Below are 22,092 nucleotides of genomic sequence, written 5' to 3' on the forward strand. Positions count from 1 at the left end.
CGCCTGGGAATTATTCGATATCGTCGAAGTCTTCATCGTGGGTGTCCTCTTCGTCGTTTAGCTCTTCGAGGGCATCTCCCTCTTCGTCATCCTCAGTTGCTTTGATGATTTCAGGAGTTGGTAGGACTTCTTGGATATCCATTCCCAATTCTTTTGCCGTTTCGGTCACATCTTCATCACTATCACGAATTTCAACTTCCTTGTCATCCTCAGAAAGTATCCGTACATCTAAGACTAAGCTCTGCAGTTCTTTGATGAGAACTTTAAAGGACTCAGGAACACCTGGTTCGGGGATATTTTCGCCTTTAACAATCGCCTCATAAGTCTTGACACGGCCTACAACATCATCTGACTTAACCGTAAGAATCTCTTGTAGGGTATAAGCAGCTCCATAAGCCTCCAGTGCCCAAACTTCCATTTCCCCAAAACGTTGCCCACCAAACTGAGCTTTACCCCCAAGAGGCTGTTGCGTAACAAGAGAGTATGGTCCGGTAGAACGAGCATGAATTTTATCATCCACCAAATGGTGAAGTTTTAGGAAGTACATTACACCCACGGTGATCTCATTATCAAAAGGTTCACCTGTACGCCCATCATAAAGCACCGTCTTGCCATTTTGGGGAAGTCCTGCCTTTTTCAGGGTCTCGAAGATATCTTCTTCCCGTGCCCCATCAAATACTGGTGTCGCAACCTTTATCCCTAACTTCTTAGCGGCCCAGCCGAGGTGCGTCTCCAGAACCTGACCAATATTCATCCGGGACGGAACACCGAGAGGATTCAGAACAATTTCGACGGGAGTGCCATCGGGTAGGAAGGGCATATCTTCCTCACGCATGATCCGAGAAATAACTCCTTTGTTACCATGGCGTCCAGCCATTTTGTCGCCAACGGAAATTTTACGTTTCTGAGCGATATAGACCCGAACAAGTTCGTTGACCCCTGGTGCGAGCTCATCCCCATTTTCTCGGGTAAATACTTTGACGTCAACGATTTTACCTGATTCTCCATGAGGTACACGCAGCGAGGTATCCCGAACTTCGCGAGCCTTTTCGCCGAAGATTGCCCGCAGGAGTCGTTCCTCTGCTGTCAGCTCGGTCTCTCCTTTCGGAGTAACTTTACCGACGAGAATATCACCGGGACGAACTTCAGCACCAATCCGGATAATTCCGCGCTCGTCTAAGTCTTTTAAGACATCTTCGCCAACGTTCGGAATGTCTCGCGTGATTTCCTCAGGCCCAAGCTTCGTGTCCCGAGCATCCGATTCATATTCTTCAATATGAATTGAAGTATAGTAATCTTCGCGAACGAGCTTTTCACTGATTAAAACAGCATCCTCGTAGTTATATCCTTCCCAAGTCATGAAAGCGATCACTACATTTCGACCGAGAGCTAACTCGCCATGGTCAGTTGAAGGGCCGTCCGCAATAATCTGTTCCTCTTCAACCCGTTCCCCTTTCACGACGATCGGGCGTTGATTGATACAGGTTCCTTGGTTCGAACGGAGGTATTTGAGAAGTTTATGTTTTTCAAGCGTTCCGTCTTCATGACGAATAATGATTTCATCGGCTGTTGATCGTTCAACAATGCCAGCCTTTTGGGCCAATTCACACACTCCTGAATCTTTGGCAGCCTTATACTCCATTCCCGTTCCCACATAAGGGGAATCCGTACGAAGAAGGGGTACAGCCTGACGTTGCATGTTGGAACCCATCAAAGCCCGATTCGCATCATCGTGCTCAAGAAAAGGAATTAGGGCTGTTGCGATAGATACCATCATCTTCGGCGATACATCCATATAGTCAACTCGACTCGGTGCAACAAGCACAAAGTCCGGCCCATGCCGAGCATCAATTTTCTCTTCAAGGAAAAGCCCATCTTCGCTTATTGGCGAGTTAGCCTGTGCCACGACAAATTTTTCTTCTTCATCAGCGGTGAGATAATCAATTTGATCGGTAACCCGGCTATCGAGCACTCTACGATAAGGTGCTTCAATAAAACCATAGGCATTGATTCGACCATAGGTACTTAGGGACCCAATCAGACCAATATTTGGACCTTCTGGAGTTTCGATCGGGCACATACGACCATAGTGCGAAGAGTGAACGTCACGCACTTCAAAACCAGCGCGTTCACGGCTTAATCCGCCAGGTCCCAAGGCACTTAGGCGGCGTTTATGGGTCAACTCAGCTAGAGGATTGGTCTGATCCATAAACTGGGAGAGCTGACTGCTTCCAAAGAACTCTTTGATAGCCGCAACAACCGGTCGAATATTGATGAGGACCTGCGGTGTGATTACATCGACATCTTGGATCGTCATTCTCTCCCGCACAACTCTTTCCATCCGCGAGAGCCCAATTCTGAACTGATTCTGTAGCAATTCACCTACGGAACGTAAGCGACGGTTACCCAGATGGTCAATATCGTCTTTGTGACCTTCCCCATTCATTAGCGCAAGCATTTGACGCAAGGAGGCAATGATATCCTCGCGAGTTAGATGATGTACTTCAGGTGGAATGTCCAGTTTTAATTTCTTATTTAATTTATATCTTCCGACTTTAGCTAAGTCATAGCGTTTAGCATCAAAGAACAATGTTTCGAGTAAAGAACGTGCACTATCAACCGTTGGCGGTTCCCCTGGGCGCAGTCGTTTATAAATTTCGACTAAGGCTTCTTCTGCCGACTCTGAATTATCTCTTTCTAAAGTTAAACGAATATGTTCATTATCATCGAAAAGTTCGAGGATTTGTCCGTTCGTAGCATAACCCAGAGCACGAATAAGTACAGTCGCCGGAAGTTTTCGTGTGCGATCTACTCGGACGAATAAATTGTCGTTTAAATCCGATTCGAATTCGAGCCAAGCGCCACGATTGGGAATAACTGTTGCTCCATAGAGCTTTTTACCGCTAGGATCGATATTTTCGTGATAATAGACGCCAGGAGAACGGACGAGTTGGCTAACAATTACTCGTTCAGCTCCATTAATGATAAATGTACCTTTAGTTGTCATGAGTGGAAAATCGCCCATGAATACTTCTTGTTCTTTTACCTCACCCGTCTCTTTATTGATGAGGCGAACCTTTCCCCTTAAGGGTGCCGCGAAGGTCACATCGCGTTCTTTGCACTCTTCTACATCATATTTGGGCTCACCTAGACTGTAGTCAATAAATTCTAGGACTAGGTTCCCTGTGAAATCTTGAATCGGCGAAATGTCATGGAACATTTCACGAAGCCCCTCTTCAAGAAACCAATGATAGGAGTTCTGCTGAATTTCAATTAGATTTGGCATGTCGAGAACTTCCCGGATTCTGGAATAGCTCCAGCGCTCCCGCGTCCCAACCTTAACAGGATAGAACATTTACGCTTCACCCCTCAAGTGTGATGTCCTCGCCCGAGGAAATAATATTTAGACATAAACAACCAAAAGCAAGGCCTTCTTTTCAAAACCTCGCTTCGCTGTTTATGGAGATCCCTCTCGTGTCATACGATTGATCAAATGATAATCTCCCCATTACACACTTAACTTTATGTGCTATTTCAGGACAGGAATAGATTGGATAATATAAGCATTTTATGCAACGTAACAATTATTAAGGATAACAAGTAAATTCTACTTTGTCAAGGAAAAAACGAAACCTAATTAAACAAATTTGGAATTAGGAGAGATGAAAAAGATGCCTACCCACTTCTGGATAGGCATCTTTAGCTTTGTAAGCTTAAACTTACTTCACTTCGACTGAAGCACCAGCTTCGGTGAGTTTAGCTTTAACAGCTTCAGCATCATCTTTGCTGACTTTTTCTTTGATCGCTTTTGGAGCATTATCAACGAGATCTTTTGCTTCTTTCAGGCCAAGACCGGTAACTTCGCGAACAACCTTGATAACGTTAATTTTGGAACCGCCAGCAGCAGTAAGGACGACATCGAATTCGGTTTGTTCAACATCAGCAGGAGCAGCTGCACTAGGAGCGGCTGCAACAGCGACAGGAGCAGCTGCACTAACACCAAATTCTTCTTCGAAAGCTTTGACAAGCTCAGCGAGTTCGAGAACAGTTAAGCCTTTTACGGCTTCGAGAATTTCAGCAGTTTTAGACATGTTAAAATTTCCTCCTTAAAATTCCTTATGATTTAGAATCATATTTTCGTTTGTTGAAAACTCAAATAGTATCGCTTTTTAACTTATGATGCTTGAGCTTCTTTAAGCTTACGCACTTCTTCCAAGGCATAACCCATCTTGCGGATAGGTCCTTGGAGAACATTGACCATACCAACCAACGGAGCTTGCATTCCGCGTACCACTTGCGTAAGGAGCACTTCGCGTGAAGGCAATTCAGCTAGAAGTTTCACACCGTTAGAATCGACGACTTTACCTTCGACGACGCCACCTTTAATCGTGAGGTTTTTTACGCCTTTGGCAAAATCGGCTAATATTTTAGCCGGTGCTACCGGATCAGCGCTGAAAGCAACAGCAGTTGGTCCTTCAAGGAAAGAATCCAACCCCTCAATTCCAACCTCATGAGCAGCGCGACGAACTAATGTATTTTTTAATACATGGTATTCAACGCCGGCTTGGCGTAATTGAGCACGAAGTTGAGTCGCTTGAGCAACTGTAATTCCACGATAGTTTGTAATGACTACCCCTGTGGCTCCTTGGAATTTTTTTTTAATTTCCGTAACGACTTGTGCTTTTGCTTCGAAATTTGGCACTATAGTCCACCTCCTTCCACAGATTACACTCAACAATAAAGAAAACTTAGCTGGCGACAAGCCTTCGCGCAGGCGGCGGCCTAGTTGCCTTATCCTGCCGGACATAAAAACTTGCATCGTAGGATAAAGAAATAAAAACCTCCGCATCTGCAGAGGTTAAGAATGCCCAAGAATAACGAGCAAATTCTCCGACCTCGGCAGGACATTAAGCCTTTCAGCCCCTGCTGTCTACAGCGGAATATTATTTAATTCTTGCTGAGTATATCTTATCTGGGTAATCCTGTCAAGAAACCTTTTCTACTAACCTCAAGAGATTAGAGTGCTTTGGCCGGGTTAATCCGTACGCCAGGTCCCATTGTTGAAGAGACCACAGCACTACGAACATATTGTCCTTTAGCAGAGGCAGGCTTTGCCTTAGCCAGAATTTCAGCCAGAGCTTTATAGTTATCTACGAGCTGTTCTTCTGAAAACGACACTTTACCAATCGGGGCATGAATAGTCCCGGCTTTATCAGCACGGTACTCAATCTTACCTGCTTTGATTTCTTTGATTGCTTTAACAACGTCAACAGTAACAGTTCCAGTTTTCGGATTTGGCATGAGGCCTTTAGGCCCAAGTACCCGACCCAATTTACCAACCATCCCCATCATATCAGGTGTAGCTACAACAACTTCAAAACCAAACCAGCCTTGCTCGATTTTGGCAATCATGTCTTCAGCGCCTACAAAATCTGCACCCGCTGCTTCAGCTTCTTTTGCTTTTTCCCCTTTGGCAAAAACAAGAACAGACCGGGTTTTACCCGTACCGTTCGGAAGAACAACAGCTCCACGAATTTGCTGATCAGCATGACGTGTATCAATACCGAGTTTAATAGCAATTTCTACCGTCTCATCAAATTTTGCTTTCGCAATCTTCTTAACAGTAGCTAAAGCCTCTGCAGGCTCATAAAGGGCATTACGGTCAAATGCTTTAACCGCATCTTGATAGTTTTTTCCAACTTTAGACATTTTCTAACCTCCTTGTGGTCGTTTCGGGTTTACACCCTCCCACGCATTTCAATTAACCTTCAGCGATTTCAATTCCCATGCTACGTGCAGTGCCCTCAATCATGCGCATTGCTGCTTCGACACTTGCCGCGTTCAGGTCTTTCATCTTCAGTTCAGCAATTTCACGAACTTTGCTCTTATCAACCTTAGCCACCTTTTTACGGTTAGGCTCAGATGAACCAGAATTGATATTCGCTGCCTTTTTCAGTAATACTGAAGCCGGCGGGGTTTTAGTAATAAAGGTAAAGGAGCGATCTTCATAAACAGTAATCTCAACTGGAATAATAAGTCCCGCTTGATCCTTTGTGCGCTCATTGTACTCTTTGCAGAAGGCCATAATATTGACCCCATGCTGACCAAGAGCCGGACCAACCGGAGGTGCCGGTGTTGCTTTACCCGCTGTAATCGCCAATTTTACCAAACCAATAACTTTCTTTGCCATGCTTAACACCTCCTTAATAGAGTAATTCTATCTGCTTAGTCGATTTTTTCGACTTGGGCAAAATCAAGTTCAACGGGAGTTTCCCGCCCGAACATTGAGACAGCGACACGCAATTTACCTTTGTCTTCCAGGATTTCCTGAACAACACCGACAAAATCCTTAAATGGTCCAGATGCAACGCGAACGCTTTGATTGATAGAATAATCAATATGGGTTCGTACTTCTTCAACGCCCATTTGTCGCAAAATACTCGCGATTTCATGCTCTAAAAGTGGAATTGGTTTTGCGCCTGTCCCAACAAAGCCAGTTACCCCCGGGGTATTCCGAACAACGTACCAGGAATCGTCCGTCATATCCATCTCGACTAGAACGTAACCTGGGAATACCTTGTGCTTGGCAACTTTCTTCTTCCCATTTTTGATTTCAATCTCATCTTCCATGGGAACAAGAACGCGAAATATTTTGTCCTCCATATTCATGGATTCCACGCGTTTTTCAAGATTAGTCTTCACCTTATTCTCATAACCCGAATAGGTGTGAATGACATACCAATTTTTGTCCATGCTTCCGGGAACCTCCATTTCGGTCCCAAACCTCCTTGCCGAGTCTTAGGGCAACCTGTTCGAGAGCCTATCCGAGCATCTTAACCAATACGAAGCTTAGCCCGCCATCAAAAATCCAAAGCAATACAGATACAATAGCAATAGCCACAAAAACAACACCTGTATAAGTTAGAAGTTGTTGGCGATTCGGCCATTGTACCTTCTTCAGTTCGCTTATAACTCCTCTAAAATACTCCGACGTCTTTTCTGTACTTTGTCCAGGAGTATTTGTCGGTTTCTTTATAGCGCCCATTCCATCACATCCTTACAAGACATCTGTGCCACTATACTCGACAACGCTTCCCGGCGTGCAGCCGAGAAATATAAAAAATTACTTGGTTTCTTTGTGAGTTGTGTGGATCTTGCAGAACTTACAATACTTTTTAAGCTCAAGTCGGTCAGGATTGTTTTTCTTATTTTTCATCGTTGCATAGTTACGGTTTTTGCATTCCGTACATGCTAAATTCAGTGCAACACGCATTCACGAACACCTCCCTGGACAAAAACATATGACTCCGGATTTAATCCATGCTCAAATAATTTATCACAAGTGACTAGTCCTGTCAAGAAATAGAAGTTTTTTAAGTAAGAACGCATAAAGAAAACTTGGCTTGCGTCAAGCCTCTGGCGCAGGCGGAAGCCTTAGTTGCACTTATGCTATCTGCTCAAAACTTATACTTTCTGTTAGTATAAAGAAAACCCGGCTTTCGCTGAGCTTGCGAAAGCGAAAACCGCTGGTTGCACTTATGCTATCTGCCGGAAATTTATACTTTCTGTTAGTATAAAGAAAACTCGGCTAGCGCCAAGCTTTAGCGAGAAGCGCAGCAATAGTTGCCTATCCTGCCGGACATAATACTTGCATTACTTGAGTTGCAGGAAAATAAATAAGACAGCTGAGCTGTCTCCTTCATTCTTTATTATTGTACCTCATCCTTAGGATAATCACAAGACCCACTTACCAGGAATGCTATCCAAATAAGAAACCCCCAAATAAGAAAAGGAAAATATGTATTTATCAGATGATTAGTAAATCAAGAAAACTCCGTAGAATATTCTACAGAGTCGTTTAGGCGTTGGTTGCGGGGGCCGGATTCGAACCGACGGCCTTCGGGTTATGAGCCCGACGAGCTACCGCTGCTCCACCCCGCGAAGTCAGTCTTTAACTAGTATATACCTTTTGCTCAAAAAAATCTAGAAGAAGTTCATTTCAAGTATCGTTTCATTTGATGCTACAGATGTATGTAAGTGTTTCTAGCGTGTGAAACCCTTTCTACCCATCTCTTCTCTCTAAATACCGTTCAAGCTTTCTCTTAACCCGCTGTAGTGCGTTATCAATTGACTTGACATGACGATGCAAATCTACTGCGATCTCTTGATAGGACTTACCTTCCAAGTATGACATCAGAACTTTCCATTCTAAGGAGCTTAGAATCTCGCCCATTTTTTCTTCAATGTCATCAAATTCTTCCTGACTAATAATGATTTCCTCCGGATCCGTAATCCGAGTTCCAGAAATCACATCGAGTAGGGTCCGATCCGAATCCTCATCATAAATTGGTTTATTAAGCGAAACATAAGAATTGAGTGGAATGTGTTTTTGCCGTGTTGCCGTCTTAATAGCTGTAATAATTTGACGTGTAATGCACAACTCGGCAAAAGCCCGGAAAGAGGAGAGCTTATCACCGCGGAAGTCCCGAATAGCTTTGTAAAGGCCGATCATACCCTCTTGGATAATATCTTCACGATCTGCACCAATCAAAAAGTAAGATCGTGCTTTTGCTCTTACAAAGTTCTTATACTTATTAATTAAGTATTCGAGTGCCACAGCATCGCCTACTTTAGCAAGCTCCACGATCTCTTCATCCACTATGATCTCAATAATATCGCACCCTTCTGCTTCTTCAGGTTGGGCATTAAAATTCAAAGCGATCCCTCCCATATCATGGTGATGAAGATGGCGCAATAGTATACCACTCTTGTCCGCAAGCAAGAACATTATCATTATAACCGAGAGCTAGGAAAAGCTCAAGGTATAGTTTTGGCGGCTCGCTGCCGAAGGACTTCGTACAAGAGGATTGAACCTGCTACACTAGCGTTTAAAGAATTGATCTTTCCCTTCATCGGGAGACTCACGATTTCATCACAAGCTTCACGAACTAAGCGACCGATCCCCTTACCTTCGCTCCCAATAACCAAAACTCTTGGACCTGTTAAGTCAGTTGCAAAAACTTCTACTCCTCCTGCCTCTGCACCTGCTATCCAGCAGCCAGCTTTTTTTAGTTCCTCTAACGTTTGGACGAGATTCGTCACCCGGGCAACAAGGACATGCTCAACTGCCCCAGCTGAAGTCTTAGCAACGGTACCAGTCAATCCGACACTGCGATGTTTGGGAATAATGACCCCATGTGCACCAACAGCATCGACAGTACGAATGAGTGCCCCTAGATTATGAGGATCTTCAACTTCATCTAAAACAAGTATGAAGGGCTCTTCACTCTTAGAACGTGCTAAACCCAAAATATCTTCTACCGTCGCGTACTCTCTCGGAGCAACATAGGCCAAAACGCCCTGATGCTTAGCATGATCCGTTAAACGGTCTAACGCAGACTTTTCGACAAACTGAAACGGAATATTTTTTTCTCGAGCGTGTTCAATAAGCTCCTGAAAATTTGTACCCGTTCCTTCAGCTTGAAATAGGATCTTGTTGATGGGTTTATCCGCTTTTAAAAGTTCTCCGACTGGGTTACGTCCATAAATTATTTCGTTGTTCATTTCGTTCATGAGCATTACTCCTTAGGTTGGATTTGAAGTTAGAAATGTAGCTTTTCGTGCATCCGTTCATTCACATTCGCATATTTTTCAAAACTATATTGAATATCTTTATAGGTTAGAGGATCACTTGTAGATACCAATGTCCACATTTTACTCTTATCTAAATCAACAAAATATTTATCCTCGACATATCTGTTTTCTATTTTAGTAACATAGGCCTCAGTACAATACGGCAAAAGTTGCGAATAAATTGATTCCCCACCGATCACGAAAACATCATCCGAATTATACTTTTCTAGTTCGTTAAATAGCTCATTGAGGGAATGGCATATCGTTACCTTCTTAGTGTTAAAGGTTTCACTTTTACTGAGTACTATATTTATTCTGTCTTTTAGGGGTTCTTGTCCTGGCAAGGATTCGAATGTTTCTCTTCCCATAATAACAACCTTACCTAAAGTCATCTGCTTAAAAAACTTCATATCCTCTGGAATTCGCTCTAATAAGTTACCTCTATAGCCAATCCCCCAATTCAGATCAACGGCAACTATAACTTTCATCACGCTCTCCTTTTCAAACAGCGACAGGAATATTTCTTATCTGTTGACCAGCTTGATAGCCCTCTAATAAAAAATCTTCAACTTTGAAGTCATAAAAATTCTTTTTATCGGGGTTAATCACCAACTTTGGCGCTGGATAGGGAGTCCTTTGAATGAGTTCTTTAATTAAAGGGATATGTCTATCATATATGTGAGCGTCAGCAATCACATGTACCAGTTCTCCAACTTCGAGGTTACTTACTTGTGCAAACATATGAACAAGCATTGCATACTGAGCTACGTTCCAGTTATTTGCGACGAGAATATCTTGCGAACGTTGATTTAATATCGCATTAAGTTTTTTTCCCGTAACATTAAAAGTCATACTATAGGCACAAGGATATAAATGCATCTCGTGGAGGTCATTATGATTATACATGTTGACTATAATCCTTCTGCTATAGGCATTATGTTTTAAATCATATAACACCCTATCAACCTGATCAAACTCACCTTCACGGTACTTATGCTTGATACCCAATTGATATCCATATGCTTTTCCTATTGACCCATCTTCATTAGCCCAACTATTCCAGATCCCACTATTAAGGTCTTTAACATTATTTGATTTCTTTTGCCATATCCAGAGTATCTCGTCGATTGCTGCTTTTAAATTTGTTGGCCTTAACGTAAGAATTGGGAATTCCTCTGAAAGATCATATCTATTGATCACTGCAAACTTTTTAATCGTATAGGCTGGTATACCGTCCTCCCATTTGGCTCTTACAACCTCGCCTTCAGAAGAAATCCCATTTTCAAGGATATCGCTGCACATTGTAATAAAAGTATGATCAGCTTTGCTCACCGTAATACACCTCATTTATCCCAATAACTCTATGATTTGCTCTATCTTTTTTCTAGATTGTCATCAGCATCCCTGTGATCCGCAACGACAGCATCAGACTGGTTAAAAGCCCAAACCATCCGCTCTGCTTGTCCAGTCAACTGCCAGTACCCGACTAAAGCTTCAAAAGCCGTCGCATGCCGATAGGTGATGACATCTGTGCTTTTGGGATGGCTTCCTTTCGTGTTTCTTCCGCGCATCACAACCTGGCCTTCCGTCTCCGTCAGCTCAGGCATTAGCCCATGCAACAGCTGTGCCTGGGTAGTTGCCCGTACATAGTCCGTTGCTATATGATGTAAATCTTTAACTTTTTCATATCCTAGTTCAAGCAAATGTGTTCTAACCCATAGTTCATACACCGCATCTCCTAGATAAGCTAAGGTTAGCGCATTCATTTCCTGCCATCCTCTTGACATCTGGACGGGCAAAAAAGCCCTTTCCTCCTTTTATTAACCCTTTATAGTCCACCGCGCTCCTTGAGGTGTATCCTCAAGCGCAATCCCGATCTCTTTCAACTGATCCCGGATAAAGTCTGCCATTTCCCAGTCTTTCTTTTGGCGAGCTTTCACCCGGACGGCCAGAAGCACCTCCATAACTTGGGCAAGCTTTTCATCCTTTGCTCTCTCTTGCGACTCCGGATGCTCCAAATCGAAGCCCAGTACCCCGGCTAATTCCAGCAAAGTTTCTCGGGCCTTGGCGAGCTCAGGCGAAGCATAAGGATAGTCCTGAAGATAAGCGTTCATGTTTTTAGCCAATTCAAAAAGACTTGCATAGGCCAGTGCCGAATTGAAATCATCATCCATGGCTGCTATAAACTCCTGACGAGCCGTCTCTGCAGCCTGCAAAAGCTCCTCATTTTCTTTCGGCTTAAGTCCGTCTGGATTTGTTCTTGCTAATGCCTCTCCAGCTAAACGGATACTCGTTTGCAAGCGTTCTAAACCCTTTTGGGCCATCCGGAGATTCTCATCATCAAAATCCAAAGGGTTCCGATAATGCGTACCTAGTAAGTAAAAACGAATGACTTCACCCGGAAAGTATTCCAATATTTCGCGGACTGTAAAGAAGTTTCCTAAGGACTTCGACATCTTTTGTTGATTAATGGTTAAAAAAGCATTATGCATCCAATAATGAGCAAAGGGTTTCCCCTGCAAATAACCTTCTGACTGAGCGATTTCATTTTCATGATGCGGGAAAACAAGATCTCCTCCGCCTCCGTGAATATCAAAGCCTGCTCCTAAATATTTCAGGGACATGGCCGAACACTCAATATGCCATCCTGGGCGCCCATTTCCCCAAGGGCTTTCCCAAGAAGGCTCACCCGGCTTGGCTTTTTTCCAGAGGGCAAAATCCATCGGATGCTTTTTTCGTTCATCCACATCCACGCGGGCTCCCGCTTGCATATCTTCTAAGGAACGACCTGAAAGCTGCCCATAGTGAAGGGATTTGTCCACAGCAAAATATACATCCCCTTCCACTTCATAGGCGAGCCCGTTCGAAATGAGTCCTCGAATAATCTCAATCATTTCAGGGATATTCTCAGTCGCCTTTGGATGGATGGTGGCAGGTAGGATCTTCAGAGCTTGGGCATCCTGAAAATACTCTTCGATATATTTTCGGGAGAGGGCTAAGGGGTCCACCCCTTCCTCTAAGCCACGTTTAATTATCTTATCATCAATATCCGTAAAATTTTGGACGAAGGTAACATCATATCCTTTATATATCAGGTAGCGCCGAACCATATCAAACACAACGAGCATCCGACCATTTCCGACGTGAACATAATTATAAACAGTCGGTCCACATGTATACATGGCAACTTTACCGGTCTCGCGAGGTTTAAACTCCTCTTTTTGACGACTCATCGTGTTGAATAATTTCAAAGACATCGTATCGCTTCTCCTTCTCACCTAAAGTTTGCTCTAATTGACTTACGCGATCCATGAGACACTTAAGCATTTCATGAACAGGATCAGGAAGATCTTCTTGCCTACTCGAAGGATCCTCTTCTGGTGACTCGATTTCAATGTTATCGACCCGAACTCCCATGTGTCTAACAATGGTACCCGGTACTCCCACTACGGTTGAATCAGCCGGAACGGGCTTCGTGACTACGGAACCTGCCCCGATCTTGACATGATCCCCAATTTTGATTGAACCGAGGATTTTTGCCCCAGACCCAATAAAGACATCATTTCCAATCGTGGGATGCCGTTTCCCTTTCTCCTTACCTGTTCCACCTAAGGTCACCCCTTGATAAAGGGTAACATTATCCCCGACTTCTGCGGTTTCGCCAATGACCACACCCATGCCATGGTCAATAAAAAATCCCTGCCCAATCTTGGCTCCCGGGTGGATTTCAATCCCAGTAAAGAAGCGAGAAATTTGAGAAATCATGCGGGCCAAGAGAACCCGTTTTTTGGTATAGAGCCAATGGGCTAACCGGTGAGAAACAATCGCATGGAAGCCCGGATAGCATAAAACCACTTCAATAATACTCCTTGCTGCCGGGTCTCGTTCAAAGATCACCTGAATATCTTGTCTGATTTGACGAAACATATCTATCACCCAATCAACTATTATTTCAAACTACAGATACTAACCTAAAAAAAACGAATGTAGCTTTTCGCGCAGGATTTGCAGGAGCGACGCACTTGCAGTAAACAGGAGGGTTGGCAGAGCTACCTCGGAAGCAAGAGGGCCAGCCCCGGAGATGCAAGTGAATGGATGCGCGAAAAGCTACAACTAAATAAAAAAGGAAACCCCTCATCAGAGACGAAGGATTTCCGTGGTTCCACTCTGTTTGAACAGGACAAACCTGTTCCTCTCAAGGCTTTAACGCAGCCGCTACGAATTTGAATACTTACATTTCTTCTGTTCCGTTCCAGGATGCACTTCGCAAGGCCCCTCCGAGATGGTTTCCACCAATCCCATCCTCTCTTTGCAAGCGGGTTCCTTCCTACTTTTCCCTTCATCACGTTTCTAGCAATTTTCAATTGTCATGGTTCAAGGGTTCAAGCTTGTCTAAAAGTATAGGGAATCCTTTGAATAATGTCAACGTCATCAAGGCAAAATTTACCTAAAAATTACAACTACAACTTCAGAAATCATCTTTAAAGATACCGGCCTGTAGCTTCTAACCGTTTCAGCACATTTTCCCGACCTAAAATTGGAATGATATCGTAGAGTTCTGGCCCATGCATTTGTCCAGTTAGGGCAATCCGGATCGGCATATAAACAAGTTTTCCTCCGAGTTTTAACTCCTTGGTGATTTGCTTCAGAAGCGTTCTCGTGCTCTCAACCGTTAAGTTTTCTATAGCTTGGAGCTTGGTCTTAAAGAGCTCAAGTACCCCTGTAACCTGTTCCCCACGAAGAATTTCGAGAGCTTCTCCCTCAGGCACTGGAGCTTGCGGGCCATAAAAATAGTGTACATATTCTTTCACTTGAGCCATATACGAGAGGTGATTAACAATCGCTTGCACGAAATTCAAAAGCCACATTCTTTCCTTCTCTGGAAGTTCACCCTGAGGCATAACCCCCATCTCCTGAAGGTAAGGAAGTGCAAGCTCAGCCAAGCGTTCAGGAGGAGATTGCTTAATATAATGTGCATTAATATAATTTAGTTTATTCAAATCAAAAACTGCTGGACTCTTGGAAACGCGATCTAAGGAAAATATTATTTCTAATTCTTCCAGCGTGAAGAATTCTTCTTCTCCTGGCGGAGCCCATCCCATCAGGGCAATAAAATTGACAACAGCTTCCGGTAAATACCCCTTCGCTTTATAATCGATGACAGCTGTATCGCCATCCCGTTTGCTCATTTTGTGCCCTTCCGTATTCAGAATCAAGGAAATATGAGCAAACTCTGGTGCAGTAAGTCCTAACGCTTGATAGATCAACAATTGACGTGGAGTATTGGAAAGGTGTTCTTCCCCACGAATGACATGCGTGACCTGCATCGTTGAATCATCAATCACGACCGCATAGTTATAGGTCGGAATGCCATCGGATTTAACAATGACATAGTCTCCAATGCCATCGCTTTCAAAAACGACTTCCCCCCGAACCTGGTCATGGATCACGATTTTCTGCCCCTCGGGTACGCGAAAACGGACCACCGGTTTACGGCCTTCGGCTTCATACGCTGCCCTTTGCTCTTCCGTTAAATGACGGCATTTACCAAGATAACGTGGTGTTTCTCCCTTGGCAATCAATGCTTGGCGTTCTTCCTCAAGCTCTTCCTCTGAGCAGTAACAATAATAGGCATGTCTACTCGCTAACAGTTTCTTCGTATATTCGCGGTAAAGATCAAGTCTTTCGGTCTGACGATAGGGTCCATTCTCCCCGCCGACTTCGATCCCCTCATTCCACTCGATCTTCAGCCAACGCAAGGCCTCGAGAATATTATGCTCTGATTCCCGGCTGGAACGTTCCAAGTCAGTGTCCTCACTACGGACGATGAATACACCGTTTTCGCGACGGGCAAGTAAATAATTGAAGAGCGCTGAGCGTGCTCCTCCGATATGTAAGGGTCCTGTGGGACTCGGTGCAAAACGAACTTTAAGCATAATGTTGATGTTCCTCCTCTATTTTAACTAAGCTAAAGAAAACCCGGCTTTCGCCGAGCTTGCGAAAGCGAAAACCGCTGGTTGCACTTATGCTATCTGCCGGAAATTTATACTTTCTGTTAGTATAAAGAAAACCCGGCTTTCGGCGAGCCTTAGCGATAAAGAAGACTTGGCCAGCGCCAAAGCGATGGCCTTAGTCGCCTTATCCTGCCGGACTTAACTACTTACATCGTAGGAAAGCGAAAACCGCTGGTTGCACTTATGCTATCTGCAGAAAAATTTATACTTTCCGTTAGTATAACAATAGCCTGAGCACTTATTCCTTCTTCTCGACCTTCGAAGCCGAGCCATTCTGTAGTCGTTGCTTTGACCGAGATCTGATCAATTTTAGCTTTCAGCGCTGCTGCTAATTTCTCCTGCATCGCCGGAATATAATCTGCCAGTTTCGGGCGCTGAACAACAAGGATACAGTCTAAGTTTCCCAACTGATACCCTTTTTCATGAATCAGTCCCACAACCTCTTCCAGTAACACCAGACTCGAAATTCCTCGAAAACGCTCATCTGTATCGGGAAAGTATTTCCCGATATCTCCCATAGCCAGAGCCCCGAAGAGTGCATCCATGATCGCATGTATTAAAACATCGGCATCTGAATGTCCCAGCAGCCCTCGCTCGTATGGAATTTCAATTCCTCCGAGAATTAAAGGGCGGCCTTCAATAAGAGCATGCACGTCATATCCAATACCTACTCTAATCGTTCTCACTCCCTATTTTGTTTTCATGTTTCGTCCTTTTTCCGTTCTTTTCGCAAGAATACTCTCTGCTAACCATAAATCTTCCGGTGTTGTTATTTTAATATTTTCTAGCGTTCCATCAAGTACGTAAACCGGCTCTCCAAGCCATTCTACTAAGCTGGCATCATCTGTCCCCAGAAAACCTTCAGCGATACAAAGACGGTGGGCAGTTTCCAGAAGCTTACGGTCGAAAATTTGAGGAGTCTGAACCGCCCTCAAACTTTCGCGTGGTGGAGTAGCTAGGACCTGTCCGTTTTCATCCACGCGTTTGATCGTATCTTTCAGATGAATGCCCATAATTGCCGCCCTATAATCTTCCGATTCTGTAAAAAAGCGGTTCAGTTCTTCTAATGTTAAAAGGGGGCGCGCGCCATCATGCACGGCCACCCGTTGGATCGCCGGATTCAGAGCCCTTACCCCCGCATAAACTGATTCTTGGCGTTCTTTTCCACCAAGCGTGACTTGAGAAACCTTTTTGAACCGGTACTCCTGGATAAGCGCCCGGATACTCGGCAAATCTCCTTCTGACCCCACAACCACAATTTCCTCAACCTGCGGGGAATCTTCAAAAAGAGCTAACGTATGTGCCAAGATGGGTCGACCTGCAAGCGCTAAAAACAGTTTGTTACCTGCGGCCCCCATCCGTTTCCCTTGCCCAGCAGCAGGAATGACCACACCCATACTAGCCAAGAAGGTTCATCTCATCCGTCGATGAAAGGCCCATCGGCTTTTTTCCCGTGACTCCCTTAGGCTTTGCGAAGATCATGCGGCCAGCGGCGGTTTGCAAAACGCTTGTAACCAAGACGGTAATATGTTGTCCTAAATAACGTCGACCGGTATCAACGACAATCATCGTCCCATCATCAAGATAAGCCACCCCTTGCCCGGGTTCTTTTCCTTCTTTCATCACCTGGACGACCATTTCTTCACCTGGAAGGACAACCGGTTTTACAGCATTTGCCAGTTCATTGATATTCAAGACTTTAACTCCTTGCAACTCAGCGACTTTATTTAAATTATAATCGTTTGTCAGGATTGGCGCCCCTAGAATCTGTCCCAACCGTACAAGTTTGCTATCCACTTCCGCGATATCCTCAAAATCCTGTTCATAAATCTCAACTTTGATTGCCGTTTCCTTGGAAATATGATTAAGAATATCCAACCCGCGGCGCCCCCGGTTTCTTTTCAATAAATCTGAGGAATCGGCAATATGCCGAAGTTCTTCTAAGACAAAGCCGGGGATCAGGAGTACCCCTTCAACAAAACCAGTCTTCACAATATCAGCAATACGTCCGTCGATAATAACACTCGTATCCAGAACCTTATAATTTGGCATTGTTTGTTCCTGGGTGCGATCTGCTTTAGTCTCTTTGTTTTTTTCTCCTTTTTCCCCTCTAAGACGAGGGAAAATATTAAAGAAGCCCAGAACTTCCTCTTTCCGTTTAACCCCAATTAATAAACCGAGGTAACCCATCGAAAGACTTAATAGAATCGATAAGACCGGGCCAATAAAAGGGATTCGTGAAATCGTATCACTCAATAAACTAGCAATAATAAGTCCGACAATAATACCGATCGCTCCGCCCATCAAATCATGGGTTGGTATTTTTGTTAACCGAGAATCCAGCCAACGCACTAAAACAATGAAACCTCGAATACATGCCGGAGCGATTAAAAAACCAATTGCCGCAAAAATGATCACCATTGCAATATAAGTCCAGACTGGGGATAATTGCCACCCCAGAAATTGCAAAAGGTTAAGATGTAACATGACATAATCAAGGTAAAACCCGAGTCCGCCAAAAACCAGTGTGATGATCCCGCGTACTATATTGCGAATCATCGCATCACCTCCTTTAAGACGTTTTATCCTTATTTTGACTAAAATTCTTTCTCATTATACTTTGATTTACCAAATATTTTCAACCCATCTAGGTATCATTCGCTAGCCCAGTCGATAAGTTGAGCTCGAAGTCCTAGGCAAGCAGTCCCTTAAGACGTAGACGCATCTCCTCTTCATGAGATTCTTCAACTAAAACGAGTTCACTAATCATGATCTGATAGGCATTTTCATACATTTTCTTTTCTCCTGCTGAAAGCCCCTTTTCCTGCTCGCGTTGCGAAAGGCTACGTACGACTTCTGCGAGTGAGAAAATATTCCCGCTTTTGATCCGCTCGAGATTCGCCCGATAGCGTCGATTCCATGCAAGCATTGGGAGTTGACTTTCATTTTCCAGAATTTTAAAAACCTCGGGGACTTCGGATTGAGAGATAATTTGACGGATCCCGAGTTGCTGAACATTATTCAGAGGGATATAAACCTTCAAGTTTCCTACCGGAATATGCATAACGTAATATTGCCGAGATTCACCGAGAACTTCCCGATCTTCAATCGCTTCAATGACGCCGGCTCCATGCATCGGGTAAACCACCTTATCTCCAATTCCAAACACGCTACCCACCCCCTGTGACTATTATAACAAGGTTTAGCATAAGGGTCAAAAATTTTTAAATTATTAAATAATATCATAGACATGACCAAGATGTCAATTAATCTTAACCTTAGCTTACTAAAATCTTAACTAATGTTAACTAAACCTTAACTAGCGCAGGTCAAATTGACAACTCCCTAAACCCATCGCTATAATGGAGGTGAACGAAAGGAGTGAGGATCGAGCCCATGGAAGAACTCACTGATCATTTCCAGACTAACGTCAAATCATTACTCAATCGGCATCAAAGTATCTTGGATATCTTATCCAAGGGTCAGGAGGCATCAGCCCGTGTCAATCGGGCCGTAGTGAAATCTGTAACCAACTGTGGTTGCCTTGGAATCGATGCGCACAAGAAAGCTTTTCCGGAAGATGTAAGTCTCAGCGACTTAAAGGAATTGCTCAATAGCCAACTTGATGGACAACTCTGTGACAATTGCAGGGATATCATACAAACTGAATTAGGAAAACAGTTCTTTTATATCGCTGCCTTGGCAAATACACTGGGACTTTCTATTGATGAGATTATCGTCAAAGAGGAAAAGAAACTATCGACCTTGACCATTTTCAACTTAACTTAGAGACTAATGATTAACCCTTTGAAAGCAAATGTGCTGGCAAGCTTCATAATAAGCTTGCCAGTTTTTTATACTTTTTTTGTCTACTTATTTATTTCTTGAAGAAGCTTAAAACTTGCATTTAGTGAATTGCTTGCTTCTTGAAGCGTCCACCTAGTACCTCATGGACGTCTTGAATCGTTACAAAGGCTTCCTCATCGATTTCATCAATTATAGATTTTAACTTAGACAGCTCCAAACGCGTAACCACAACATATAAAACTCCTTTGGACTGTTTAGTGTAACCCCCTCGGCCCTCTAAATAAGTAACCCCTCGGCCGAGACGTGCCATCAGTACTTCGGCGATTTCATCCTGTTTATCCGAAACGATGATCACCGATTTCGATTCATCCAGTCCTTCAATTGTTAAATCAATCACCTTAAAGGCAATAAAATATGCAATAAGTGAATACATCGCTCGGTCCCATCCAAAAACTATCCCGGCACTACTTAAAATAAAAAGGTTAAAAAACATCACGATTTCCCCTACGGAAAACGCTGTTTTCTTCGAAAAAATAATGGCTACTATTTCAGTCCCGTCTAACGATCCGCCATAGCGAATTACCAGACCCACGCCAATGCCAAGAATGATCCCGCCGAATACAGTCGCCAGTAAGGGATCTTGTGTTAAACCATGTATCGGGTGAAGAATACTTACCCCCACGGAAAGTACAGTAATTGCATACAAGGTTGAAATTACAAAAGATTTGCCAATCTGAGAATACCCAAAAACGAGAAAAGGAAGATTAAAGGTGAAGATAAAGGCTCCCAGAGGAAACTTGGTTAAATAGCTGAAAATAATCGATATCCCGTTAATTCCCCCATCAACAATATTATTAGGAACTAAAAATATCTCTAGACCAATTGCTGCTAGTACTGCTCCAGTCGTCAGGAAAAGGCATTTATAGATAAGTTTTACCCGTTTCTTTTGTTTAACCATCAAATACCTCCAGTTATCTTATTCTATCTTTCATCTTAATTTTTCAGCATCGTATCAATAACTTCGCGCAAAGTTCCCTTTTCGATAATTTCGATTTGCTTCAAGTGTAATGGTTTTTTAAGCGTATTCTTGGGAATAACTACTTTTTTAAAGCCCATCCGGTCAAGCTCACGGATGCGCGCTTCGAGTGCAGGGACCTTTTTGAGTTCCCCTGTCAGCCCTACATCAGCCACAAAAACAGAATCACTAGGGATGGGTACATCCTTGACCGAAGAAACAATGCTCAGGATCACCGCAAGATTAACGGATTGCTCTTTGAGCTGAAGCCCGCCAGTTGTTTTAATCACTACATTTTTATCGAATAAGTCAATTTTCCCTCTCTGTTCAAGAATTGAAATCAAGGTATTTAGCTGATCCCTGCGCAAACACTCGGAAATCCTTGAGGGATAGGGCGTATAGGATTTAGAAACCAAGCTCTCAACCTCGACAATAATCGGACGGGTGCCTTCCTTTACCACCGTGAGCGCACTTCCGCTGACTTTTTCCCCCGCCTCACGCGAGGTCATAAAAAACTCTGAAGGATTATTAATCGATAGCATCCCTTGCTCAGTCATGGAAAAAAAGCCAATCTCGCCTGTACTTCCAAACCGGTTTTTTGAGCACCAAGCAGCTCTGAGTTCTTCGCCGCTTTCTCCATTCAGGATTAAAACAGTGTCCACAAGATGTTCTAAGGCACGAAGACCGGCCATTTCATCCTCTTTAGTCATCTGTCCGACCATGATCACCGCTCGGGGTCTCTCACTATTCTTCGCAATACTAAGCAGTTCATTCGCACATTCCATCGTTTGGACGGGTGAACCTGGGCGAGAATTATATTCCTGCAAAGAAAAGGTCTGAATACTATCAATGATCACTAAATCAGGATCAAGCTCCTCCACTGAAACGAGGACATTGTTTAAGTGCGTATCAGAATAGATCCAAATATTGCGTTTATTTCCGTTTAAAATCCGATCTGCCCGGTTTTTAATCTGACTTTCACTTTCTTCGGCCGAAGCATAAAGTACTTTATAGCCCTGTGAGGCCACATCCTCCGCGACCTGCAAAAGCAAGGTCGATTTACCCGCTCCCGGTCGAGCCGTTAGAATCGTAAGCGAGTCTTTGACGATCCCGCCACCAAGTACCCGATTGAATTCCTGAATTCCCGTGACAATTCGGTCACTGTTTCCAGATAGGATTTCAGAAAGTTTTTTAGCCGAAGGCTTCACTTGATTAAAGGAGATCGAATTAACCGCCTTGGGTTGGTTGATGACTTCCTCAAAGGTATTCCAAGCGTCACATTCCTGACATTTTCCCATCCAACGCGGGCTTTCATAGCCACATTGAGAACAACGATAGATTACTTTTGTTTTCATAGAAACCTCCCCTCCTTTTACTTTTCGCTTAAAAAACGTTCATTCCTTCCAATAAAGCCGATTTAAAGAAATCTTAAAGAAGACTCAGCAGGCAGTCGCCTAGTCGCACTTATCCTGCCACACATAAATACATGCATCGTAGGATAAAGAAAACTTGGCTTGTGCCAAGCATAGCGAAGGCAGAAGCCTTAGTTGCCTTATCCTGCCACACATAAATACATGCATCGTAGGAAAAAGGAAATCCGGCTGTACGCTTCTCCACGTGCAA

Annotated in this window: 23 protein-coding genes, 1 tRNA gene and 2 other annotated features; of the genes, 1 reads left to right on the forward strand and 23 read right to left on the reverse strand. The window is 43.7% G+C overall.

What is annotated here, in order from left to right:
• Positions 1–10: 10 nt before the first annotated feature.
• The 21 genes from rpoB to VM640_RS00310 all read right to left on the reverse strand — a co-directional run bounded on the left by rpoB (position 11) and on the right by VM640_RS00310 (position 18,816).
• On the reverse strand, positions 11–3,355 hold the full coding sequence (rpoB, locus tag VM640_RS00210; protein ID WP_325388712.1) for a DNA-directed RNA polymerase subunit beta: 3,345 nt from the start codon (positions 3,353–3,355) through the stop codon (positions 11–13).
• Between the two features lie 364 nt (positions 3,356–3,719).
• A complete protein-coding gene (gene rplL, locus VM640_RS00215; RefSeq protein ID WP_325388714.1) occupies positions 3,720–4,091 on the reverse strand; it encodes a 50S ribosomal protein L7/L12 in 372 nt (123 codons plus the stop codon).
• A gap of 83 nt (positions 4,092–4,174) precedes the next feature.
• Positions 4,175–4,702, reverse strand: a complete 528-nt coding sequence (rplJ, locus tag VM640_RS00220) for a 50S ribosomal protein L10 (protein ID WP_325388716.1) — start codon at positions 4,700–4,702, stop codon at positions 4,175–4,177.
• A 123-nt stretch (positions 4,703–4,825) separates the two neighbouring features.
• Positions 4,826–4,954 (reverse strand) — a sequence feature (ribosomal protein L10 leader region).
• A gap of 62 nt (positions 4,955–5,016) precedes the next feature.
• Positions 5,017–5,709 (reverse strand): 50S ribosomal protein L1, encoded by a 693-nt coding sequence (rplA, locus tag VM640_RS00225; RefSeq protein ID WP_325388718.1) that lies wholly within the window; start codon positions 5,707–5,709, stop codon positions 5,017–5,019.
• Between the two features lie 52 nt (positions 5,710–5,761).
• Positions 5,762–6,190 (reverse strand): 50S ribosomal protein L11, encoded by a 429-nt coding sequence (gene rplK, locus VM640_RS00230; protein ID WP_325388720.1) that lies wholly within the window; start codon positions 6,188–6,190, stop codon positions 5,762–5,764.
• A gap of 35 nt (positions 6,191–6,225) precedes the next feature.
• A complete protein-coding gene (nusG, locus tag VM640_RS00235) occupies positions 6,226–6,753 on the reverse strand; it encodes a transcription termination/antitermination protein NusG (protein WP_325388778.1) in 528 nt (175 codons plus the stop codon).
• 67 nt (positions 6,754–6,820) lie between these two features.
• Positions 6,821–7,045 carry a preprotein translocase subunit SecE gene (gene secE / locus VM640_RS00240; protein ID WP_325388722.1) on the reverse strand — a complete coding sequence of 75 codons (225 nt, stop codon included), beginning with the start codon at positions 7,043–7,045 and terminating at the stop codon, positions 6,821–6,823.
• 78 nt (positions 7,046–7,123) lie between these two features.
• Positions 7,124–7,273: a 50S ribosomal protein L33 gene (gene rpmG / locus VM640_RS00245; protein ID WP_325388724.1), complete on the reverse strand. Its 150-nt coding sequence runs from the start codon at positions 7,271–7,273 to the stop codon at positions 7,124–7,126.
• Between the two features lie 593 nt (positions 7,274–7,866).
• Positions 7,867–7,941: transfer RNA gene (locus VM640_RS00250), tRNA-Met, on the reverse strand.
• A 121-nt stretch (positions 7,942–8,062) separates the two neighbouring features.
• The gene (gene sigH, locus VM640_RS00255; RefSeq protein ID WP_325388726.1) at positions 8,063–8,716 is read right to left on the reverse strand and encodes an RNA polymerase sporulation sigma factor SigH; all 654 of its coding nucleotides are present in this window, start codon (positions 8,714–8,716) and stop codon (positions 8,063–8,065) included.
• Positions 8,717–8,817: 101 nt separating this feature from the next.
• The gene (gene rlmB, locus VM640_RS00260) at positions 8,818–9,564 is read right to left on the reverse strand and encodes a 23S rRNA (guanosine(2251)-2'-O)-methyltransferase RlmB (protein WP_325388779.1); all 747 of its coding nucleotides are present in this window, start codon (positions 9,562–9,564) and stop codon (positions 8,818–8,820) included.
• A gap of 38 nt (positions 9,565–9,602) precedes the next feature.
• Positions 9,603–10,121 carry a dihydrofolate reductase gene (locus VM640_RS00265; RefSeq protein WP_325388728.1) on the reverse strand — a complete coding sequence of 173 codons (519 nt, stop codon included), beginning with the start codon at positions 10,119–10,121 and terminating at the stop codon, positions 9,603–9,605.
• 13 nt (positions 10,122–10,134) lie between these two features.
• On the reverse strand, positions 10,135–10,965 hold the full coding sequence (thyA, locus tag VM640_RS00270; RefSeq protein WP_325388730.1) for a thymidylate synthase: 831 nt from the start codon (positions 10,963–10,965) through the stop codon (positions 10,135–10,137).
• A 41-nt stretch (positions 10,966–11,006) separates the two neighbouring features.
• Positions 11,007–11,420 carry a Mini-ribonuclease 3 gene (locus tag VM640_RS00275; RefSeq protein WP_325388732.1) on the reverse strand — a complete coding sequence of 138 codons (414 nt, stop codon included), beginning with the start codon at positions 11,418–11,420 and terminating at the stop codon, positions 11,007–11,009.
• A gap of 33 nt (positions 11,421–11,453) precedes the next feature.
• On the reverse strand, positions 11,454–12,890 hold the full coding sequence (cysS, locus tag VM640_RS00280; protein WP_325388734.1) for a cysteine--tRNA ligase: 1,437 nt from the start codon (positions 12,888–12,890) through the stop codon (positions 11,454–11,456).
• A complete protein-coding gene (gene cysE / locus VM640_RS00285; protein WP_325388736.1) occupies positions 12,841–13,560 on the reverse strand; it encodes a serine O-acetyltransferase in 720 nt (239 codons plus the stop codon). The genes cysS and cysE overlap by 50 nt, the downstream gene beginning before the upstream one ends.
• A gap of 209 nt (positions 13,561–13,769) precedes the next feature.
• Positions 13,770–13,985 (reverse strand) — a binding site (T-box leader).
• 129 nt (positions 13,986–14,114) lie between these two features.
• Complete coding sequence (gltX, locus tag VM640_RS00290; protein ID WP_325388738.1) at positions 14,115–15,569, reverse strand: glutamate--tRNA ligase; 1,455 nt, start codon at positions 15,567–15,569, stop codon at positions 14,115–14,117.
• A gap of 224 nt (positions 15,570–15,793) precedes the next feature.
• On the reverse strand, positions 15,794–16,333 hold the full coding sequence (gene ispF / locus VM640_RS00295) for a 2-C-methyl-D-erythritol 2,4-cyclodiphosphate synthase (RefSeq protein WP_349255217.1): 540 nt from the start codon (positions 16,331–16,333) through the stop codon (positions 15,794–15,796).
• Positions 16,334–16,336: 3 nt separating this feature from the next.
• Positions 16,337–17,044 (reverse strand): 2-C-methyl-D-erythritol 4-phosphate cytidylyltransferase, encoded by a 708-nt coding sequence (gene ispD, locus VM640_RS00300; RefSeq protein WP_414647848.1) that lies wholly within the window; start codon positions 17,042–17,044, stop codon positions 16,337–16,339.
• A 1-nt stretch (position 17,045) separates the two neighbouring features.
• Complete coding sequence (locus VM640_RS00305) at positions 17,046–18,206, reverse strand: PIN/TRAM domain-containing protein (protein ID WP_325388742.1); 1,161 nt, start codon at positions 18,204–18,206, stop codon at positions 17,046–17,048.
• Between the two features lie 133 nt (positions 18,207–18,339).
• On the reverse strand, positions 18,340–18,816 hold the full coding sequence (locus VM640_RS00310) for a CarD family transcriptional regulator (protein WP_325388744.1): 477 nt from the start codon (positions 18,814–18,816) through the stop codon (positions 18,340–18,342).
• Positions 18,817–19,043: 227 nt separating this feature from the next.
• Here VM640_RS00310 and VM640_RS00315 point away from each other — a divergent pair, with 227 nt between their 5' ends.
• On the forward strand, positions 19,044–19,436 hold the full coding sequence (locus VM640_RS00315) for a nucleoside triphosphate pyrophosphohydrolase family protein (protein ID WP_325388746.1): 393 nt from the start codon (positions 19,044–19,046) through the stop codon (positions 19,434–19,436).
• Positions 19,437–19,554: 118 nt separating this feature from the next.
• Here VM640_RS00315 and VM640_RS00320 read toward each other — a convergent pair whose 3' ends face one another.
• Together VM640_RS00320 and radA are read right to left on the reverse strand one after the other, a co-directional pair.
• Positions 19,555–20,412 carry a YitT family protein gene (locus tag VM640_RS00320; protein WP_325388748.1) on the reverse strand — a complete coding sequence of 286 codons (858 nt, stop codon included), beginning with the start codon at positions 20,410–20,412 and terminating at the stop codon, positions 19,555–19,557.
• Positions 20,413–20,447: 35 nt separating this feature from the next.
• Positions 20,448–21,824, reverse strand: a complete 1,377-nt coding sequence (gene radA / locus VM640_RS00325) for a DNA repair protein RadA (RefSeq protein WP_325388750.1) — start codon at positions 21,822–21,824, stop codon at positions 20,448–20,450.
• Positions 21,825–22,092 lie beyond the last annotated feature (268 nt).

The organism is Desulfitobacterium sp., from assembly GCF_035539115.1.
Lineage (GTDB): Bacteria > Bacillota > Desulfitobacteriia > Desulfitobacteriales > Desulfitobacteriaceae > Desulfitobacterium_A.

Excerpts from the sequence above, each read along its gene's own strand:
- rplA (WP_325388718.1), bottom strand. The coding sequence starts at position 5,709 with ATGTCTAAAGTTGGAAAAAACTATCAAGATGCGGTTAAAGCATTTGAC.
- rlmB (WP_325388779.1), bottom strand. The coding sequence starts at position 9,564 with ATGAACAACGAAATAATTTATGGACGTAACCCAGTCGGAGAACTTTTA.
- VM640_RS00275 (WP_325388732.1), bottom strand. The coding sequence starts at position 11,420 with ATGTCAAGAGGATGGCAGGAAATGAATGCGCTAACCTTAGCTTATCTA.
- rpoB (WP_325388712.1), bottom strand. The coding sequence starts at position 3,355 with ATGTTCTATCCTGTTAAGGTTGGGACGCGGGAGCGCTGGAGCTATTCC.
- cysS (WP_325388734.1), bottom strand. The coding sequence starts at position 12,890 with ATGTCTTTGAAATTATTCAACACGATGAGTCGTCAAAAAGAGGAGTTT.
- rplL (WP_325388714.1), bottom strand. The coding sequence starts at position 4,091 with ATGTCTAAAACTGCTGAAATTCTCGAAGCCGTAAAAGGCTTAACTGTT.
- cysE (WP_325388736.1), bottom strand. The coding sequence starts at position 13,560 with ATGTTTCGTCAAATCAGACAAGATATTCAGGTGATCTTTGAACGAGAC.
- secE (WP_325388722.1), bottom strand. The coding sequence starts at position 7,045 with ATGGGCGCTATAAAGAAACCGACAAATACTCCTGGACAAAGTACAGAA.
- VM640_RS00265 (WP_325388728.1), bottom strand. The coding sequence starts at position 10,121 with ATGAAAGTTATAGTTGCCGTTGATCTGAATTGGGGGATTGGCTATAGA.
- VM640_RS00320 (WP_325388748.1), bottom strand. The coding sequence starts at position 20,412 with ATGGTTAAACAAAAGAAACGGGTAAAACTTATCTATAAATGCCTTTTC.
- ispD (WP_414647848.1), bottom strand. The coding sequence starts at position 17,044 with ATGGGTGTGGTCATTCCTGCTGCTGGGCAAGGGAAACGGATGGGGGCC.
- radA (WP_325388750.1), bottom strand. The coding sequence starts at position 21,824 with ATGAAAACAAAAGTAATCTATCGTTGTTCTCAATGTGGCTATGAAAGC.
- VM640_RS00315 (WP_325388746.1), top strand. The coding sequence starts at position 19,044 with ATGGAAGAACTCACTGATCATTTCCAGACTAACGTCAAATCATTACTC.
- nusG (WP_325388778.1), bottom strand. The coding sequence starts at position 6,753 with ATGGACAAAAATTGGTATGTCATTCACACCTATTCGGGTTATGAGAAT.
- rplK (WP_325388720.1), bottom strand. The coding sequence starts at position 6,190 with ATGGCAAAGAAAGTTATTGGTTTGGTAAAATTGGCGATTACAGCGGGT.
- gltX (WP_325388738.1), bottom strand. The coding sequence starts at position 15,569 with ATGCTTAAAGTTCGTTTTGCACCGAGTCCCACAGGACCCTTACATATC.
- VM640_RS00305 (WP_325388742.1), bottom strand. The coding sequence starts at position 18,206 with ATGATTCGCAATATAGTACGCGGGATCATCACACTGGTTTTTGGCGGA.
- rpmG (WP_325388724.1), bottom strand. The coding sequence starts at position 7,273 with ATGCGTGTTGCACTGAATTTAGCATGTACGGAATGCAAAAACCGTAAC.